Source organism: Streptomyces sp. NBC_01431, assembly GCF_036231355.1.
In the GTDB taxonomy this organism is placed as follows: Bacteria; Actinomycetota; Actinomycetes; order Streptomycetales; family Streptomycetaceae; genus Streptomyces.
In genome coordinates this window covers 2,911,247-2,930,836 of the sequence record NZ_CP109496.1, presented here as the reverse complement: position 1 = coordinate 2,930,836, position 19,590 = coordinate 2,911,247, and the positions used below count along the sequence as shown (strand labels likewise).

Annotated in this window: 13 protein-coding genes; 10 read left to right on the top strand and 3 right to left on the bottom strand. The window is 72.9% G+C overall.

What is annotated here, in order from left to right; genetic code table 11:
- Nucleotides 1-104: 104 nt before the first annotated feature.
- Nucleotides 105-3,278 (bottom strand): lysylphosphatidylglycerol synthase domain-containing protein, encoded by a 3,174-nt coding sequence (locus tag OG522_RS13285; RefSeq protein ID WP_443074692.1) that lies wholly within the window; start codon nt 3,276-3,278, stop codon nt 105-107.
- Between the two features lie 201 nt (nt 3,279-3,479).
- Between OG522_RS13285 and OG522_RS13280 the strand changes: the two genes are divergently transcribed.
- The 5 genes from OG522_RS13280 to nudC all read left to right on the top strand — a co-directional run bounded on the left by OG522_RS13280 (nt 3,480) and on the right by nudC (nt 13,709).
- Nucleotides 3,480-3,872: an MGMT family protein gene (locus OG522_RS13280; protein ID WP_382812797.1), complete on the top strand. Its 393-nt coding sequence runs from the start codon at nt 3,480-3,482 to the stop codon at nt 3,870-3,872.
- 161 nt (nt 3,873-4,033) lie between these two features.
- A complete protein-coding gene (locus OG522_RS13275) occupies nt 4,034-7,384 on the top strand; it encodes an ATP-dependent helicase (RefSeq protein WP_329463178.1) in 3,351 nt (1,116 codons plus the stop codon).
- A 186-nt stretch (nt 7,385-7,570) separates the two neighbouring features.
- Complete coding sequence (locus OG522_RS13270; protein WP_329463176.1) at nt 7,571-11,224, top strand: UvrD-helicase domain-containing protein; 3,654 nt, start codon at nt 7,571-7,573, stop codon at nt 11,222-11,224.
- 10 nt (nt 11,225-11,234) lie between these two features.
- Complete coding sequence (locus OG522_RS13265; RefSeq protein ID WP_329463175.1) at nt 11,235-12,674, top strand: dipeptidase; 1,440 nt, start codon at nt 11,235-11,237, stop codon at nt 12,672-12,674.
- Nucleotides 12,675-12,746: 72 nt separating this feature from the next.
- Nucleotides 12,747-13,709: an NAD(+) diphosphatase gene (gene nudC, locus OG522_RS13260; protein ID WP_443074691.1), complete on the top strand. Its 963-nt coding sequence runs from the start codon at nt 12,747-12,749 to the stop codon at nt 13,707-13,709.
- 101 nt (nt 13,710-13,810) lie between these two features.
- Here the strand turns inward: nudC and OG522_RS13255 are convergent, their stop codons facing one another.
- A complete protein-coding gene (locus tag OG522_RS13255) occupies nt 13,811-14,053 on the bottom strand; it encodes a mycoredoxin (protein WP_329463174.1) in 243 nt (80 codons plus the stop codon).
- A 257-nt stretch (nt 14,054-14,310) separates the two neighbouring features.
- Between OG522_RS13255 and OG522_RS13250 the strand changes: the two genes are divergently transcribed.
- From OG522_RS13250 to OG522_RS13230, 5 genes are all read left to right on the top strand, one after another.
- Nucleotides 14,311-16,494: an ATP-dependent DNA helicase UvrD2 gene (locus OG522_RS13250; RefSeq protein WP_329463173.1), complete on the top strand. Its 2,184-nt coding sequence runs from the start codon at nt 14,311-14,313 to the stop codon at nt 16,492-16,494.
- A 197-nt stretch (nt 16,495-16,691) separates the two neighbouring features.
- The gene (locus tag OG522_RS13245; protein ID WP_329467566.1) at nt 16,692-17,024 is read left to right on the top strand and encodes a hypothetical protein; all 333 of its coding nucleotides are present in this window, start codon (nt 16,692-16,694) and stop codon (nt 17,022-17,024) included.
- Between the two features lie 167 nt (nt 17,025-17,191).
- Nucleotides 17,192-17,560, top strand: coding sequence for a WhiB family transcriptional regulator (locus OG522_RS13240; RefSeq protein WP_053729898.1), 369 nt, complete (start codon nt 17,192-17,194; stop codon nt 17,558-17,560).
- Nucleotides 17,557-17,880: a hypothetical protein gene (locus OG522_RS13235; RefSeq protein WP_329463172.1), complete on the top strand. Its 324-nt coding sequence runs from the start codon at nt 17,557-17,559 to the stop codon at nt 17,878-17,880. The genes OG522_RS13240 and OG522_RS13235 overlap by 4 nt, the downstream gene beginning before the upstream one ends.
- 108 nt (nt 17,881-17,988) lie before the next feature.
- Nucleotides 17,989-18,180, top strand: coding sequence for a hypothetical protein (locus OG522_RS13230; protein WP_329463171.1), 192 nt, complete (start codon nt 17,989-17,991; stop codon nt 18,178-18,180).
- Between the two features lie 33 nt (nt 18,181-18,213).
- Here OG522_RS13230 and OG522_RS13225 read toward each other — a convergent pair whose 3' ends face one another.
- Nucleotides 18,214-19,584: an ABC1 kinase family protein gene (locus OG522_RS13225; RefSeq protein ID WP_329463170.1), complete on the bottom strand. Its 1,371-nt coding sequence runs from the start codon at nt 19,582-19,584 to the stop codon at nt 18,214-18,216.
- Between the last annotated feature and the right edge of the window lie 6 nt (nt 19,585-19,590).

Here is a 19,590-nt window from a genome sequence, read left to right as displayed (position 1 = left end):
GGCGGGACCGCGGGAGACCGGGGCGAATCAGCGCGTGAAGGGGTGCGGGCGACTGCGCGACCCGGCCCCACACCGTCCGCGGCCGAGTCGCTGACCTCGGCCGATTACAACTGGCCTTTCCTGGTGAGGTAGTTGAAGCACAGCCAGCCCGGCAGCACGGGCAGCCAGAAGGTCAGCAGCCGGTACAGCAGCACTGCGGAAGTCGCGGTCTCGGCGGTCATGCCGGCGATGGTCAGCGCCGTTGACAGCGCCAGCTCAACCGCGCCGACGCCGCCCGGTGTGGGGGCCGCGGACCCGAGCGCGTTGGCGGTCAGGAAGACCACCGCCACGCTCGCATAGCTCAGCGTGTGCTCGCTTCCGGTGCCGAACGCCCGGATCGACGCGTCGAGGCACATCACGAACACACCGGTCAGGAGCAGCATGCCGCCGATCCCGGTGACCAGTTTCTGCGGCCGCTGGAGCACGTCGAGCATGCGCGGCACCACACCGGCGAACAGCGAGCGGACCCGGCTGACCACGAACTTCCGCAGGAACGGGACCGCCGTCACCACCAGGATCAGCACGGCCGCCGTGAGCAGCCCCGCGATGACCGTCCGGGACGGCGACAGGTCCGAGGTCTGCTCGGTGCCGGTCACATAGCCGAAGATCAGCAGCAGCGAGATGTGCGAGGCGAGCCCGAACAGCTGCGACGCGCCGACACTCGCCACCGCGAGCCCCGGGCGCACCCCCGCGCGCTGGAGGAACCGCGTGTTGAGGGCGACGCCGCCGACCGCAGCCGGTGCCACCAGCTTCACGAACGACCCCGCGACCTGGGCGACGACCGCCCGCCAGAACGGCACCCGCTCGGGGACGAAGCCGAGCAGGCTGGCCGCCGCCGCCGGGTAGGACAGCGCCGAGAACAGCGCGGCGGCCGCGACCCAGCCCCACTGGGCGTTCGCGATCAGGTCGCCGAACTTGATGTTGGTGAGCTGCACCAGGAGGAAGTACGCGGCGAACGCCCCCGCCACGAAACTGATCAGCGTCTTCACCTTGATGCGCTCAAGGCGCACCGGCTCCACCGGGGCCTGCGGGCGGATCAGCAGCACCTGGTGGCGGATCTGGGTGAGCAGATCGTCCTCGTGCGCTTCCTCCAGAGCCTCGTCGATGGCCAGCTTCTCGGCCTTCTTCTCGGCCCGTACGGCCTTGCGGTCGTCGGCGGGCGCGACGGCCTCGGGGTGGGCCGCGGCCTCCTTCGCGGCGGCGGCCTCGGCGGCCTTCGCCTCCTTCGCCGCGTCCGACGCCTCGATGACCGCCTCGCGCTCGCGCTGGGCCTGCTCCCGGCCGAGCTTGCGCAGCGTCGCGCGGGTGGAGCGCGGGAGCGCGATCGGCTGAAGCAGGGGGAGGCTGTCGGCCACCGCGTCCGGGCCGAGCACAGCGAGGGCGGAGGCGACCGAGCGTTCGGCGCCGACCCGCAGGCCGAGCGCAGTGAGCATTTGGGCGATGTCCATCCGCAGCACGATGTCGCCGGCCGCGATCTCACCGCCGCGCAGATCGGTCACGATCACCCTGCCGGAACGATCCACCAGGATGGCGTCGCCGGCCAGCCTGCGGTGCGCGATCCGCCGGGACTGGAGCGCGTCCACCTGCCGCCAGGTCTCGCGCAGCAGCTCGTCGGTGATCTCCTTGTCCTCCAGCGAGTCCAGGGAGCGGCCGCCGGTGTGCTCGTACACCAGCATCACGGCGTCCGGGCCGAGCTCGGAGGTGGCGATCAGCTTGGGCGCGTTCGCCCCGGCCGCGATCGCCGCGTACGCGAGGAGCGCCTCCTGCTCCAGGGCCTGGCGCAGCGACTGGATGGAGCGGCGGGTGGTGATGGAGCGCAGCGTCAGACGGCGCCACACCCGGTAGAAGAAGCCCTGCGCCTGCTGCTCGCGGTCGACCACCGTCACATCGAGCGGGGGTCCGTCCTCCAGCGTGACCAGATAACGCCGGCCGCGCTCGCCCTGCTCCATCGAGTCCGGTACGTCCTCGGCGCGCATCGCCGTCACCGGGTTGAAGCCGACGTGCCGCAGCCCGGCGAGCAGGGTCTGCCCGGTGGGCCGCACATTGGGCGAGCCGACCGCGTAGAGGGTGCCGTACGCGACGGTCCAGCCGATCAGGATCGTCACGATGATCGAGAACGGTGTGGTCTGCCCGCCGACGAGCACGGCGAAGGAGTTCAGCAGCAGTACCGCCCACAGCGCCACCCGCCACCGGGGTCTGCGGGCCATCCCGACCGCGGTCATGTAGGCGATGACGGGGGCGAGATAGCCGTGTACGGGATCGGTGAGGCCACCGGTGGGGGACTGCCGGGTCAGCGCCTCGGTGATGGAGCCCGGTGCGGACTTGGCGACCCACAGGTCCGTGGCGAGGGCGACGCCGTGCGCGAGGACCGCGGCCAGTACGCCGTCGGCGATCCGCAGTCCGTCCCGTTTGATCAGCCGCTCGATGGCGAAGGCGACGGGCAGCACCAGGACGGCGATGCTGGAGGTCAGACCCGCGAGGCGGATCAGTACGTCGGGGGTGCCGCCGGTCCCCTTGGTGATGTCGTCTTCCAGACCGGACGTCGTGCCGTGCGCGAACGCGGCGATGGCGAGGACGACGGCGATGGCGAGCACACCGGTGAGCAGCCGCAGCAGATCCGATGGGCGGTGCACCCTGGCGGGCAGCAGCGGCTCGTCGACGGAGACGCGCTCGATGGACCCGACGGCCTCGTCACACCGACCGCCGGCCCCCTTTCGCCCACTCTCCGCGCTGCGGGGCTTCCCCGTACTGCCGGGCTCCTCGGCGCCGCTGGGCTTCTCGGGGCCGGGGGTGGCGTCCGCGCCGCGGGGCTTCTCCGGGCTGCCGGGCACTTTGGGGTTGGCGGGGTCCTGCGGACTGTTGGGCTTGTCCGGGCTGCCGGGGTCCTTGTGACTGGTAGGTCCTACAGGGCTGCCGGGATCCTTGGGGCTGGCGGGGTCCTCGGGGCCGCGGGGCTTCTCCGGGCCGCCGGGCTCTTTGGGGCTGGCGGGGCTCCTCGTGCTGCCAGGCTTCTCCTTGCCGCTGTGGGCTTCAGGCGCCCCCTCTTCGCGGCGCCGTGCGTCTTCCCGGCGCCCGCGCACCTCGCGGTCATCGTGCTCTTCGCGGCTCTCGGCGCCGGGTCCGGCGGGGCTGCCGGCGGGGGCGGGCGCGGCTTCGGGCGTCGGCTCGGGGGGTTCGGGTGCGACGGGGCGCCGCCCCGTCTCAGGGGTGCTGCTTGCCGCCGCGTCGGGTGGCTGCACGCCCCGCTCCTTCGCTGTCTCGTCCGTCTTGTCTCTGTCTCGTATCACCGGTCACCGCCCGCACGATGGTGGCATGACCAGGGGCCCACGGGGGGCATCAGGGTGCATTGGCCGGGGGTGCGCGGTGTGAGTTGCGCCCCTTTGCCGCCGCCCGTGCCGGTTCCGGGCCGGGTGTCGGTGGCGTACGGCAGGATGGAGCGGATGAGCGAGGACCACAGGGACCGGGCGGATGCGGCGCCCCCCGAGCTCCCGGAATACGCGGAACGGGTACTGGACGTCGCCGAGCACATTCCGCCCGGCCGGGTGATGACGTACGGCGACGTTGCCGAATGGCTGGGCGCCGGCGGGCCGCGCCAGGTCGGCCGCGTCATGGCGCTGTACGGCGGCGCCGTGCCGTGGTGGCGGGTGGTGCGGGCGGACGGCGCGCTGCTGCCCGGCCACGAACTGCGCGCCCTGGAGCACTACCGGGACGAGGCCACCCCGCTGCGCGAGGCGGGCCGGTCCGCCGACGGCCATCTGCCGCGGCTCGACATGAAGCGGGCCCGCTGGGACGGCTCCGGCGGCAAGACCGGCGGCGAAGCGGCTCATGTGTGACAGCTTCCGCCATCCGGCGCCGCCGGGGGTGGACTGAGGACCGTACGGATGACTCGCTGCGTTCCCGGCGCGGTTGGGCGTACCGTCGAGGGCCCGCACCCGCGGCGCGGACCTCTTCATCACCATCACGACCAGCACACCCACCAGGACCGGCGATCCACGTGAGCTCCTCCTCCTCCACCGGGCGTACGACGTACCAGCAGGTACGGCGGCGGACCCCCGGCGCGTACCGACTGGTGCGTACCTTGCCGGACCCGGTGGACCCCCCTGTCCTTGACGCAGCCCAGCGCAGGGTGGTTGACCACCGTTCGGGTCCGCTTCTGGTGCTCGCGGGGCCCGGCACCGGCAAGACCACCACCCTGGTCGAGGCGGTCGCGGCCCGGGTGGCGGCGGGCGCCGACCCCGAACGCATCCTGGTCCTCACCTTCAGCCGCAAAGCCGCGGTCGAGCTCCGCGACCGGATGGCGCTGCGGCTGGGCGCGGGCGCGAAGAGCCCGCAGGCCACGACCTTCCACTCGTACTGCTACGCCCTGGTCCGCGCGCACCAGGACGCCGAGCTGTTCCGTGAGCCGCTGCGCCTGCTGTCCGGTCCCGAACAGGACGTGGCTGTACGCGACCTGCTGGCCGGCCAGCTCGACCTGGAGCGCACCGGTCTCGCGCGGGTGGGCTGGCCCGACGAACTGCGCGCCTGCCTGACCACGCGCGGCTTCGCCGATGAGGTGCGCGCGGTGCTCGCCCGCAGCCGCGAACTGGGCCTCGGCCCCGACGCGCTGGCCGACTTCGCCCGGCGGGCCGGGCGCCCGGACTGGACGGCGGCATCGGCGTTCCTCGCCGAATACCTCGACGTCCTCGACCTCCAGGGCATCCTGGACTACGCGGAACTCGTACACCGCGCGGTGCTGCTCGCCGAGCGCGTCGCGCTGCCCTGCTACGACGCGGTGTTCGTCGACGAGTACCAGGACACCGACCCGGCGCAGGTGCGGCTGCTGCGGGCGCTGGCCGGCGGCGGTGGCACGCTGGTCGCCTTCGGCGACCCCGACCAGTCGATCTACACGTTCCGCGGCGCCGACATCAACGGCATCCTCGGCTTCCCCGACGCCTTCGCCCGCACGGACGGAACCCCGGCGCCGGTCGAGGTCCTCACCACCTCCCGCCGCTCCGGCAAGGCCCTGCTCGAAGCGACCCGGCTGCTGACCCGCCGCATGCCGCTGCCGAGACTGCCCGCCGAGCAGGTCCGCGCGCACCGAGAGTTGACGCCCACGCGCGCGGGCGGCCGCGTGGAGGCCTACACGTACCCCACGGCCTCCACCGAGCTGGACAACATCGCGGACCTGCTGCGCCGCGCCCACCTCGAAGAGGGCGTCCCCTGGCGGGAGATGGCGGTCCTGGTCCGGGCGGGCACCCGCACCATCCCGGCGCTGCGCCGCGCCCTGACCGCGGCGGGCATCCCCCTGGACACCTCGGGAGCGGACACCCCGCTGCGCCACGAACCGGCGGTTGCGCCGCTGTTGACCGCGCTGCGGGCGGTGGCGGAGGCGGCGCTGGCGGGTTCGGCCGCTGCGGCGCGGGCCGCGAACCCAGCCGAGGCTTCGGGGGAGACCGAGGACCAGGCCGCCGGGGGTGAGGACCCGGCGCCCGCCTGGCTCGACCCCGAGACCGCGCACACCCTGCTCACCTCCCCGCTCGGCGGCATGGACACCGCCGACCTGCGCCGCCTGGCCCGCGCCCTGCGCGACGAGGAGCGGGCCTCGGGCACCCGCCTCCCGGCCCCCTCGGACGTATTGCTCGCCCGTGCCCTCGCCGAGCCCGAACGGCTCGTCGCGCACGACCCCTCGTATGCCCGCGGTGCCCAGCGCCTCGGCGCGCTGCTGCGCAAGGCCCGCGAACTCCTGGCGGGCGGCGGCACCGCGGCCGAGGCCCTGTGGGAGCTGTGGAACGGCACCCCCTGGCCGCAGCGCCTGGAGCGCGCGGCGCTGCGCGGCGGAGCGGGCGGACGCAACGCCGACCGCGATCTCGACGCGGTCTGCGCCCTGTTCGACACCGCGGCCCGCGCGGAGGAGCGCACCGGCGGCCGGGGCGCGCTGAACTTCCTCGAAGAGGTCGACGCCCAGGACATAGCGGCCGACACCCTGACCCGCGGCGCCGCCCGCCCGGACGCGGTACGCGTCATGACCGCCCACCGAGCCAAGGGCCTGGAGTGGAGCCTGGTGGTGGTCGCCGGCGTCCAGGAAGGACTCTGGCCCGACCTGCGCCGCCGCGGCTCCCTCCTCGAAGCCGACCGCATCGGCCGCGACGGCCTGGCCGAGCCGCTCACCCCGGGCGCGCTCCTCGCCGAGGAACGGCGCCTCTTCTACGTCGCGGCCACCCGCGCCCGCGACCGCCTGATCGTCACCGCCGTCAAGGCCCCGGCCGAGGACGGCGACCAGCCCTCCCGCTTTCTGACCGAGCTCGGCGTCGAGCCGCGCGACACCACCGGCCGCCCCCGCCGTCCCCTAGCCGTCGCCCCGCTGGTCGCCGAACTGCGCGCCACCACCGTCGACCCCGAGGCCTCCGACGCGCTGCGCGAGGCGGCAGCCGAGCGCCTCGCCCGGCTGGCCGCGCTCACCGACGACGAGGGCCAGCCGCTGGTCCCCGCGGCGCACCCCTACCGCTGGTGGGGCCTGTACGAGCCGACCCGTTCGGAGGTTCCGCTGCGCGACCGCGGTGCCCCAGTCGTGCTGTCCGGCAGCGCCCTCGACCAACTCGCCAACACCTGTGCGCTCCAGTGGTTCCTGGGCCGCGAGGTGAAGGCCGACTCGCCCGCCACCGCGGCGCAGGGCTTCGGCAACGTGGTGCACGTCCTGGCCGACGAGGTCGCCTCCGGCCGTACGCCCGCCGACCTCGCCGTCCTGATGGAGCGCCTCGACTCGGTATGGGACGCGCTCGCCTTCGACGCGCCCTGGAAGTCCGTCCAGGAGAAGCAGAACGCCCGCGCAGCCCTGGAACGCTTCCTCCAGTGGCACACCCTGGACCGTGCGGGCCGCACTCCGGTCGCCACGGAACACGACTTCGACGTGACCCTGGAGGCGGGCGAGTACGCGGTGCGCATCCGTGGCTCCATGGACCGGGTCGAGCAGGACGTCGAGGGCCGCGCCTACGTCGTCGACTTCAAGACCGGCAAGCAGGCGCCCACCGCCGCCGAGGTCGCCGCGCATCCGCAGCTCGCCGTCTACCAGCTCGCCGTCCGCGAGGGCGCGGTCGACGAGGCCTTCGACGGCCGCCGCCCCGACCCCGGCGGCGCCGAACTCGTCCACCTGCGCCAGAGCGCCCCCAAACGCGAGGGCGGCGACGCCTACCCCAAGGTCCAGGCGCAGCAGCCGCTGGCGGGCGAGTGGGTGGGCGACCTGCTGGCCACAGCCGCGGGCCGGGTCCTGGACGAACACTTCACCCCGACCCCCGGCACGCACTGCACGCACTGCACGTTCCGGGCGTCGTGCACGGCCCAGCCGGAGGGGCGGCAGGTGGTGGAGTAGCGGGGTCCGGGCGGAGCCCCGCGGGGGCCCGGGGTGCAGCCCCCGGAAGCGCCCTTCCTCCGACCCCCGCCCCCGGAGGGTTTCGGGAAGGGGCGGGGGTGCGGCAAAGCCAGCCGCAGGCGCCCCCACCCGCACCCGAACCCACACGAACCCCCACTGTCAGCACCCCCCACTACCCTTTTCAACGTGCCCACCCACCTCAGCGACCCCGAGCAGCTCAAAGAGCTGCTCGGCATCCCCTTCACCCCGGAGCAGACGGCCTGTATCATTGCCCCGCCCGCCCCGCAGGTCATCGTGGCCGGAGCCGGCTCCGGCAAGACCACGGTCATGGCGGCCCGCGTCGTGTGGCTGGTGGGCACCGGCCAGGTCGCACCCGAGCAGGTCCTGGGCCTGACCTTCACCAACAAGGCCGCGGGCGAGCTCGCCGACCGCGTGCGCACCGCGCTGATCAGGGCGGGCATCACCGACCCGGACGCCCCGGACCCGGAGCAGGGCGAGCCCGGCATCTCCACGTACCACGCCTTCGCCGGCCGGCTCCTGACCGACCACGGCCTGCGCATAGGCCTGGAGCCCACATCCCGGCTGCTCGCCGACGCCACCCGCTTCCAGCTCGCCGCCCGCGTGCTCCGCGAGGCCCCGGGCCCGTACCCGACGTTGACCAAGTCGTTCGCCTCCCTGGTCAGCGACCTCCTCGCGCTCGACGCCGAGCTCGCGGAACACCTCGTACGACCCGAACAGCTCGCCGCGTACGACCGGGACCTGCGGCGCACCCTGGAGAGCGCCAAGCTCACCAACGCCGATCTGCGCAAGGTCCCCGAGGCCGCCGCGGCCCGGCTCGAACTGCTGGACCTCACCACCCGCTACCGCGCCGCCAAGAAGAGCCGCGACCTGCTGGACTTCGGCGACCAGATCGCACTGTCCGCCGAGCTCGCCCTCACCCGGCCCGAGGTCGGCCGGATCCTGCGCGAGGAGTTCAAGGTGGTGCTCCTGGACGAGTACCAGGACACCTCCGTCGCCCAGCGCCGACTACTTGCCGCGCTCTTCGGCGGCGGCACCGGCCACGCCGTGACCGCGGTCGGCGACCCCTGCCAGGCCATCTACGGCTGGCGCGGCGCCTCGGTCGCCAACCTCGACGACTTCCCCCGCCACTTCCCGTACGCCGACGGCACCCCCGCCACCCGATACTCCCTCTCCGAGAACCGCCGCAGCGGCGGCCGCCTCCTGGATCTCGCCAACTCCCTTGCCGCGCCGCTGCGTTCGATGCACGAAGGGGTCGAGGCGCTGCGCCCGGCGCCCGGCGCCGAGCGGGACGGCAGCGTCCGCATCGCCCTGCTCGACACCCACGAGCAGGAGATCGAGTGGCTCGCCGACTCGATCGCCCACCTGGTGCGCACCGGCAAGGCGCCCGGCGAGATCGCCGTCCTGTGCCGTACGGCGGGCGACTTCCCGCAGATCCAGGGCGCGCTGGTGGCCCGCGACGTGCCCGTCGAGGTCGTCGGCCTCTCCGGTCTCCTCCACCTGCCCGAGGTCGCCGACCTCGTGGCGGTCTGCGAAGTCCTCCAGGACCCGGGCGCCAACGCCTCCCTGGTACGGATCCTGACCGGCCCGCGCTGGCGCATCGGCCCCCGGGACCTGGCGCTGCTCGGCCGCCGCGCCCGCAACCTGGTACGGCGCGCACCGAGCGGTACCGACGACCCCGACCAGCGTCTCGCCGACGCCGTGGAGGGCGTCGACCCGGCCGAGGTGATCTCGCTGGCCGACGCCCTGGACACCTTCCTCGAAAGCACCGGGGACGACGAACTCCCCTTCTCCGCCGAGGCCCGCGTCCGCTTCGCCCGGCTCGCCGCCGAACTGCGCGACCTGCGCCGCTCGCTCGCCGATCCGCTCATGGACGTACTGCACCGCGTCCTGACCGTCACGGGCCTCGAAGTCGAACTCTCGGCGTCGCCGCACGCGCTGGCCGCCCGCCGTCGCGAGACGCTCTCCGGGTTCCTCGACACGGCGGCCGGCTTCGCCGCGCTCGACGGCGAGGCGTCCCTGCTCGCCTTCCTCGGCTTCCTGCGGACGGCCGCCCAGTACGAGAAGGGCCTGGACAACGCGCTGCCCGGCGGCGAGAACACGGTGAAGGTCCTCACCGCCCACAAGTCCAAGGGCCTGGAATGGGACGTGGTCGCCGTCCCCGGTCTGGTCACCGCGACGTTCCCCTCCACCCAGTCGAGGGAGGCCTGGACCGCCCAGGCCAAGGTCCTGCCGCACGCGCTGCGCGGCGACGCCCTGACGCTTCCCGCCGTCGAGGAGTGGGACGCCAAGGGCCTCAAGTCCTTCAAGGAGGCCATGAAGGACCACCAGCACACCGAGGAACTGCGCCTGGGATACGTCACGTTCACCCGTCCCCGCACCCTGCTCCTCGGCTCCGGCCACTGGTGGGGCCCCAGCCAGAAGAAGCCCCGGGGCCCCTCCGCCTTCCTGCACGCGCTGTACGAGCACTGCGCGGCCGGCCACGGTGAGATCGAGGCGTGGGCGGACGAACCCGCCGAGGGCGCCGAGAACCCGGCCCTCCACGAGTCCGCGTCCAGCCACGCCTGGCCACTCCCCCTGGACCCGGCGTCCCTGGCCCGCCGCCGCGCCGCGGCCGAGCGGGTCCTGGCCCACTTGGCGGCGGGGGCGGCGGCCCAGGCAGCGAGGGAGTCGGCGTCCGACGACACCTCTTACGAGGGCGAGCCGTTCCCTTTGGGCGACGAGCTGTCTTACGAGGGCGAGCTGTCCCCGCCGGACGGCGAGCTGTCTTACGAGGGCGAGCTGTCCCCGCCGGACGGCGAGGCGCCTTACGAGGGTGAACCGTTCCCTCCGGACGACGAGGAGTTCGACGCCCCCGCCGATCCGGCCGATTCCGCCGAACTGGCCGACGACTGGGACCTGCTGCCCAAGGAGCGCCCGGCCACCGGGGCGCACGGTGTCCCGGCCGCCGAGCTCGGCCCGCTGGGCGAAGCCCACGTCGCACAATCCCGGCCCGAGCACGCCCGCAGCGCCCCCGGCACCGACACCGGCGCCCGCGAACATGCTCCCGCTCCCGCTCCCGTGGCGATCCCCGCCCCACGCCTCGCCCCCGAGGACCGCCGCACCCTGCATTCCTGGGACCGCGACCTGGAGGCGCTCACCACCGAACTCCGGCGGGCCCGCGCCACCACCCGCGACGTTCCGGTGCCGTCCTCCCTCACCGCGTCCGAGCTGTTGCGGCTCGCCGCCGACCCCGACGGCTTCGCCAAGGACCTGGCCCGCCCCATGCCGCGCCGCCCGCAGCCGGCCGCCCGCCGGGGCACCCGGTTCCACGCCTGGGTGGAGTCCCGCTTCGAGGAGCTCCCGCTGCCCATGCTCGGCCCCGACGAGCTGCCCGGGGCGGACGACAGCGAGGCCGACATCGCGGACGAGCGGGACCTCGCCGCCCTCAAAGAGGCCTTCGAGCGCAGTCCGTACGCGACCCGCACCCCATTTCGCACCGAGGCCCCGATCCAGCTGGCCCTCGCGGGCCGGGTGGTCCGGGGCCGGATCGACGCCGTGTACAAGGAGGGCGACGGAGCCTTCGCCAGGTACGAGATCGTGGACTGGAAGACCGGACGCGAAGCCACCGCCGACCCCCTCCAGCTGGCGGTCTACCGGGTCGCCTGGGCCGAGCAGCTGGGCATCCCGCTGGAGGCGGTGGAGGCCTCGTTCGTGTACGTACGCACAGGTGAGACGGTGCGCCCGGCCCGGCTGCCGGGCCGCGCGGAGCTGGAGGACATCCTGCTCGGGCGCAGTCCGAGGAGCGGACCGCAGGACGAGCCACCACCTCCGGGCGGATAGGCTCAAGGACATGAGCGAGACCCCGGACAGCGCCGTCCAGACCGCCACCGAGACGGTGCGCACGTACATCGAGCAGCACCGTGCCGCCTTCCTCGGCGACCTCGCACAGTGGCTGCGCATCCCGTCCGTGTCGGCCCAGCCCGACCACGACGCGGACGTACGGCGCAGCGCCGACTGGCTCGCCGCCAAGCTCAGGGAGACCGGGTTCCCGGTCGCCGAGATCCTCCCAACCCCGGGCGCCCCGGCCGTCTACGCCGAGTGGCCGTCCGGTGAGCCGGGCGCGCCCACCGTCCTGGTGTACGGACACCACGACGTGCAGCCCGCGGCCCGCGAGGACGGCTGGCACACCGACCCGTTCGAGCCGGTCATCACCGACGGCCGGATGTATGCGCGGGGCGCCGCCGACGACAAGGGCCAGGTGTTCTTCCACACCCTCGGGGTCCGCGCACACCTGGCCGCCACCGGCCGCACCGCCCCCGCCGTCAACCTGAAGCTCCTGATCGAGGGCGAGGAGGAGTCCGGTTCGCCGCACTTCCGGGCCCTGGTCGAGCAGCACGCCGAGCGCCTCGCGGCCGACACGGTGATCGTGTCCGACACCGGCATGTGGTCGAAGGACACCCCCACCGTCTGTACCGGCATGCGCGGCCTCGCGGAGTGCGAGATCCGGCTGTACGGCCCCGCCCAGGACATCCACTCCGGCTCCTTCGGCGGTGCCGTGCCCAACCCGGCGACGGCCGCCGCCCGCCTGGTCGCTGCCCTGCACGACGCCGAGGAGCGCGTCACCGTGCCGGGTTTCTACGACGGCGTCGCCGAGCTGACCGACGCCGAGCGCGAGCTGTTCGCGGAGCTCCCCTTCGACGAGGCCGAATGGCTGCGCACCGCCAAGTCGGGGGCGGCCGTCGGCGAGGCCGGGTTCTCCACCCTTGAGCGGCTCTGGGCCCGCCCGACCGCCGAGGTCAACGGCATCGGCGGCGGCTACCAGGGCCCCGGCGGCAAGACGATCATCCCCTCGTCGGCGATGGTGAAGCTGTCGTTCCGCCTGGTCGCGGGCCAGGACCCCGAGCGGATCGAGAAGCTCGTCACGGCCTGGGTCGCCGAGCGGGTCCCCGCCGGGATCGGGCATGAGATCACCTGGAGCGCGGGCACCCGTCCCTGTCTGACCCCGCTCGGCCACCCGGCACTGCGGTCGGTCGTACGCGCCATGGGCGAGGCCTTCGGCAAGAAGGTCCGCTTCACCCGTGAGGGAGGCTCGGGCCCCGCCGCCGACCTCCAGGACGTGCTGGCCGCGCCCGTCCTCTTCCTCGGGATCTCGGTCCCCTCCGACGGCTGGCACGCCCCCAACGAGAAGATCGAACTGGACCTTCTGTTCAAGGGCGTCGAGACCACCGCCCACCTGTGGAGCGACCTCGGATCCGGTGCGCCGGGCACCCCGGCCGCCACGACAGCCTGAACCACCAGCCTGAGCCACCGGCTGACAGACATCGCTGAACACACCATCCACCCGGGGGAGTTGGAAGCACCTGTGAGCACCACCAGCAGTGAAACCATCACGGACCGGCCGACCGGGCTCGCCACGCCCATCGGCCTCACCGAGTACAGCGGCATCGACCGTGCCGCCCACCACCGCCTCGACGAGGCCTGGCTGGCGGCAGCCTGGAGCCACCCGATGACCCGGGTGTTCGTGGTGTCGGGCGGCCAGGCCCTGATCGACGACACCCCCGAGGGCCGCACCGAGCTCGTCATGACCCCGGCCTTCGAGGCCCCGGTCACCGAGACCCACCGCTACTTCCTGGGCACCGACGAGGACGGCGTCAGCTACTTCGCCCTCCAGAAGGACGCCCTGCCCGGCCGCATGGACCAGTCGGCCCGCCCGGCCGGGCTGCGCGAGGCGGGGCTGCTCCTGTCGCCCCGCGACGCGGGTCTGCTGGTGCACGCGGTCGCCCTGGAGAACTGGCAGCGCCTGCACCGGTTCTGCTCCCGCTGTGGCGAGCGCACCGTCATCGCGGCGGCCGGACACATCCGCCGTTGCCCGGCCTGCGGAGCCGAGCACTACCCGCGCACCGACCCCGCGGTCATCATGCTGGTCACCGACGAGCACGACCGCGCGCTGCTCGGCCGCCAGGTCCACTGGCCCGAAGGCCGTTTCTCCACCCTGGCGGGCTTCGTCGAGCCGGGCGAATCCATCGAGCAGTCGGTCCGCCGCGAGGTCTTCGAGGAGGCCGGAGTCACCGTCGGCCCGGTCGAGTACGTGGCCAGCCAGCCCTGGCCCTTCCCGTCCAGCCTCATGCTCGGCTTCATGGCGCAGGCCACCTCGTCCGAGATCAACGTGGACGGCGAGGAGATCCACGAGGCCCGCTGGTTCTCCCGCGAAGACCTGGCCGCCGCCTTCGTGTCCGGCGAGGTCCTGCCGCCGTACGGCATCTCGATCGCGGCCCGGCTCATCGAGCTCTGGTACGGCGAGCCCCTCCCGAGGCCGACCCACTGACCCGTTCGTGCGAAGGGACCCACCGACCCGGTCCGCCCACACCGAAGGCCCCTATCCGGCATGCGGACGGGGCCTTCGGCAGAGCGTGGGGCCGACCGGCGTCAGACGCCGATCTTCTGCTTGACCTGCGCGAGCGACGGGTTGGTGAGCGTCGAGCCGTCGTGGAAGAGGACGGTGGGGACCGTCTGGTTGCCGCCGTTGGCCTTCTCCACGAACGCCGCCGACTCGGAGTCGTGCTCGATGTTGACCTCGGTGTACGCGATGCCCTCGCGGTCCATCTGCTTCTTCAGCCGCTGGCAATAGCCGCACCAGGTGGTGCTGTACATCGTCACAGTGCCCGGCATGTCTCTCGCGCTCCTCTGTATCGCCGAATGCGCCCCCGCCGAATGCGGTCCCGCAGGCCGTAGAACGTACGGGATCCGGTCGCCATTCCCGTATGTGACCCAATCGCCAATGACGGCGGGCCTGCCCGCTTCGGGCCGGTCGCAGGCGGGCCGGTGACCGGGCGCGGCCGGGCGCCGGGTTCGGATTAGTACGACTGCGGGCGCCCCCTGTGGACAACGCGGCGCATCCGTCCCCGCCGACCTGGCAGCATGGCGGGGTGACAGCAGCAACGCACTCCACTCTCTTCCCGCAGGTCCCCGAGACGGCCGACGCGGTGCTCGACGGGCTCGACCCCGAGCAGCGCGAGGTCGCGACGGCCCTGAACGGCCCGGTGTGCGTGCTGGCCGGCGCCGGCACCGGCAAGACCCGCGCGATCACCCACCGGATCGCCTACGGGGTGCGCGCCGGGATCCTCCAGCCGTCCAGCGTGCTGGCCGTCACGTTCACCAACCGCGCGGCCGGCGAGATGCGCGGCCGGCTGCGCCAGCTCGGCGCGGGCGGCGTCCAGGCCCGCACCTTCCACTCCGCCGCGCTGCGCCAGCTCCAGTACTTCTGGCCCAAGGCGGTCGGCGGCGAGCTGCCCCGGCTCGTCGAGCGCAAGGTCCAACTGGTCGCCGAGGCGGGCGCCCGCTGCCGGATCCGGCTCGACCGCAACGAACTGCGCGATGTGACGGGCGAGATCGAATGGGCCAAGGTCACCCAGACCGTGCCCGCCGACTACCCGGCGGCCGCCGCCAAACTGCACCGGGACGCGCCCCGCGACCCAGCCGAGATCGCCCAGATCTACGCGATGTACGAGCAGCTCAAACAGGACCGCGGCGTGATCGACTTCGAGGACGTGCTGCTGCTCACGGTCGGCGTGCTCCAGGACCGGCACGACATCGCGGACCAGATCCGCCGCCAGTACCAGCACTTCGTGGTGGACGAGTACCAGGACGTCAGCCCCCTCCAGCAGCGCCTCCTGGAACTGTGGCTGGGCGAGCGGGACAACCTGTGCGTCGTCGGCGACGCCAGCCAGACCATCTACTCCTTCACCGGCGCCACCCCCGACCACCTGCTGAACTTCCGCACCCGCCACCCGGGCGCGACCGTGGTGAAGCTGGTGCGGGACTACCGCTCCACCCCCCAGGTGGTGCACCTCGCCAACGGGCTGCTCGGCCAGGCGAGCGGCCGCGCCGCCGAGCACCGGCTCGAACTGGTCTCACAGCGCGAGGCGGGGCCCGAGCCGGTCTATACGGAGTACGGCGACGAGCCCGCCGAGGCCGAGGGCGTCGCCCGGCGCATCCGCGACCTCATCGCCTCCGGGGTCTCGGCCGGCCAGATCGCCGTGCTCTACCGCATCAACGCCCAGTCCGAGATCTACGAGCAGGCCCTCGCGGACGCGGGCGTGGCCTACCAGCTGCGTGGCGCCGAGCGGTTCTTCGAGCGGCCCGAGGTCAGGGAGGCCGGCATCGCCCTGCGCGGCGCCGCCCGCGCCGGGGGCAACGACTCGCTGCTGGATGACGCCGTGGACCTTCCGTCCCAGGTGCGGGCGGTGCTCGGCACCAAGGGCTGGACGGCCGTGGCCCCGGCGGGCTCGGGAGCCGTCCGCGACAAGTGGGAGTCGCTTGCCGCCCTGGTCCGCCTCGCCGAGGACTACGAGCGGGCCAAGCCGGGCGCGACCCTCTCCGACCTGGTGGCCGAGCTCGACGAGCGCGCCGCCGCCCAGCACGCCCCGACCGTCGAGGGCGTCACCCTCGCCTCGCTGCACGCGGCCAAGGGCCTGGAGTGGGACGCCGTGTTCCTGGTCGGCCTCACCGAGGGCATGATGCCGATCACGTACGCCAAGACGGACGAACAGGTCGAGGAGGAGCGCCGGCTGCTGTACGTCGGCGTCACCCGCGCCCGGGTCCACCTCGCGCTGTCCTGGTCGCTCTCGCGCTCTCCCGGGGGCCGGGCCTCCCGCCGCGCCAGCCGCTTCCTCAACGGCCTGCGGCCGGGCTCGGCGGGTCGCGGGGCACGCTCGGTGGCGGGTGGCGCGGGCGGCATCGAGCGCGGCCCCGCCGCCCGCAAGCGCACCCGCCGGGGGCCGGTGCTGTGCCGGGTGTGCGGGAAAACACTCACCGAAGCCGGCGAGATGAAGCTGATGCGCTGCGAGGACTGCCCCTCGGACATGGACGAGGCGCTGTACGAGCGGCTCCGCGACTGGCGCTCCCACCAGGCGAAGGAGCTGGGCATGCCGCCGTACGTGATCTTCACGGACAAGACGCTCATGGCGATCGCGGAGGCCGTGCCCTCCAGTGGCCACGAGCTCGCGGTGATCTCCGGCGTCGGCGCCCGCAAGCTGGACCGCTTCGGCACCGATGTCCTGGCCATCTGCGCAGGTGAGACGCCTGGCGGAGACGACGAGGCGACCTCTTGAAAACTCGTCGAAAAAATAGTTTGCGCCCGCCCCAGGAATCCCCATAGGTTCTTAACCACGGAAACGGGAGCTTCTCCGAAGCCCGGTCTCCGTGCTGTACTTAGCTGTACTTATCCGAATACGCATGGGATCAGGCCCCCGGGCCGAAGTCCCCGAGACGCCGAGAGGAGGCGAGACCAGTGGCCAGCTACATCGAGATCACCAGCTTCATCAGCACCAAAGTGACGGACCGCTCGGCCGTCGCCGCCTGCACGCTCGGCTCCTCGTTCCAGGGCACCGGTCTGTCCACCGGCGTCTCCGGTCTGGTCGGCCTTCCCGCCGCCATCCCGGCGCCCCTGGCGAGCCTCCCCGTGCGTGATGAGCGCAATGAGCGACCGATCCAGGCGCCGGGAGCAGCAGTAGCGAAGGGACGGGCTCAGGCCCACGCCTTTGCGGCGACCGGTGCCGGAGCCGAGAAGCAGACGAAGCAGTACCAGCACCACACGATGTGGGCCTTCCGTGGGCTCGAACCCTGGAGTGATCCAGCCTGATCCAGATCAGGCAGGCGCCTTCAGGGCCGCGGAACCCCACCCGGGATCCGCGGCCCTTCTGTTTGTCCCGAACGGGATGGACGGAGCGAAGGGGGCCTCGGTACCAGCCGCACCCGGCCGACCGGCCGGACCGACACAGCCGAACAAGACGAGGAAGAGAAACCACCGTGCAACTCGAAGCGCACGCCCCGTCCGTACCGCCCGCCCCGACTCTTCCCCCGCCCGGTCTCACGGAGGACCCCGCCTTGACTCCCCTCACCGCGCTCACCGCGCTCGACGACGCCATCGAGAACCTCGGCGTGCCCGTCCCCTGCCGTTCCTTCGACCCGGAGGTCTTCTTCGCCGAGTCGCCGGCCGATGTCGAGTACGCCAAGTCCCTCTGCCAGACCTGCCCCCTGATGGCCGCCTGCCTCGCCGGCGCCAAGGAGCGGCGCGAGCCGTGGGGCGTCTGGGGCGGCGAGCTCTTCGTCCAGGGTGTTGTCGTTGCCCGCAAGCGGCCGCGTGGCCGTCCGCGCAAGAACCCGGTCGCCGCATGAACCGGCCGGGCACCATCGACCATCCCCGAACGAACGACCCCCAGAAGCAGGCCCCGATGACGACGTCCGCCAACGAGCCCACCGGCTCCGCGACCCCAGACTTCACCACCACCGGCGCGAACGAGTCGCGTCAGAACAGGACCCTCGAAATGCAACTCATGCCAGAAGCCCTGGCCCGTGCGCATATGCATCAGCTCCGGCGGGAAGCCGAGGCGGAGCGCCAGGCGCTGCGCCTGGTCGCCGCCCGGCGGATGCAGCGACGCGCCGAGCGCGCGTCGCTGCGCGCCCGCCGCGCCCTGGCCATGGCCGTCATGCACTGACGGTCGGCCGGGCAGCCGGAAACTACATGCGGGGATCGGTCCGAACGGGCCGGTCCCCGCGGTGCGTTGTGGCTGCCAAAGCGCCGGGCGCGGCGGTATCGTCGCGAGGTGGACGACCAGAATCGGCCTGTGGCCGAAACCATCGTGTGCGCTCGTTGCGGGACCCCGGCCCCTGCCGAGGGCCCGCCGCCGACCTGGACCTACTCGGTCGAGAACGGTACCGGCCGCTACTACTGCGACGACTGCGCCCGCACCAACATCAGGGCCATCGAGGGCAGGCTCGACTCCGCCTGGTGGTAGGAGCGCGGTGTCCGACCCTTGCCCCGGCCTCGCTCACGCCTCCTCGACCGCCTGCGGCTCCACCGCCGGGGGTGCGTCCGCCAGGAACCCGGGCATCCACTTCTCCAGCTCGTCCCGCATCCGTACCGTCGCGTCCAGCTGACAGAGCACCCCGATGGTGGACAGCGTCACGCGGTGTATCAGCAGATACGAAGGCGGCAGATTGAGCCGCTTGCCCAACTGATGCGCGGGGGAGCGGGGATCGGCGATCCGGGCGGCCTGCCCGCGCATCCACGACCGGCTGAAGGTGAACTCGTCGGCCTGCGCCGGCTCGATGATCGGAAGCAGATAGTCGAGCACCGCGTCCGGGTCGAGGTCGATGGACTCCTTGACGAAGCCCTCCCCGCACAGCAGCTCGTACACCGCCTCGGCCTCGCCCTCCAGCGTCATCCGCAGTGATTCACCGATGGTGCGGGGCAGCCCGCCGGGCAGCCGGTCGACCGTGCCGAAGTCCAGGACACCGAGCCGCCACGAGCCGGTCGGCTTCTGTGGCGGGAGCAGCCGGAAGTTGCCCGGATGCGGATCGGCGTGCAGCAGACCGGTCCTGGCCGGTCCCGAGAACAGGAACCGGGTCAGCAACTGCCCCGCTCTGTCCCGCTGTTCGGGGGTTCCGTCGTTGATGACCTCCGACAGGGGTATCCCGTCGATCCATTCGGTGACCAGCACCTGGTCGCACTGGTGCACCACGTCGGGCACCACCACATCGGCGTCGCCCGCGAACTCCGCCGCGTGTTCCCGCTGGGCCCGCGCCTCCAGTTCGTAGTCGAGTTCCTCCGAGACCCGGTCGCGGAGCTCGGCGATGAGCGGCTTGATGTCCATCCCCGGAATCAGTGGCCCGAGCAGCCGGGCGAACCGGCTGAGCTGGGTCAGATCCGAGAGCAGCGCCTCGCCCGCTCCCGGGTACTGCACCTTGACGGCCACCTCGCGCCCGTCGTGCCAGACCGCGCGGTGCACCTGCCCGATCGACGCGGCAGCGGCCGGCTTCTCCTCGAACTCCAGGAACAACTCCCGCCAGTCCGCGCCGATCCGCTCCTCCAGTACGGCATGGACCGTGCGGGTCGGCATCGGGGGCGCCGCCTCCTGGAGCTTGGTCAGGGCGGCCCGGTAGGGGCCCGCGACCTCTTCCGGCAGCGCCGACTCGAAGACGGACAGTGCCTGCCCGAACTTCATCGCACCGCCCTTGAGTTCACCCAGGACTTTGAAGAGCTGTTCCGCGGTGCGCTGCTGGAGCTCACGGGCGACCAGCTCCGCGGACCTCCCGCCGATCCGCTTGCCCAGGCCCCAGGTGGCCCGGCCCGCGAAGCCAAGTGGCAGTGCGGCCAGCTTGGCGGTCCGGGTGACCGCCTTCCGGGGAAGATCAGACATGCGCCC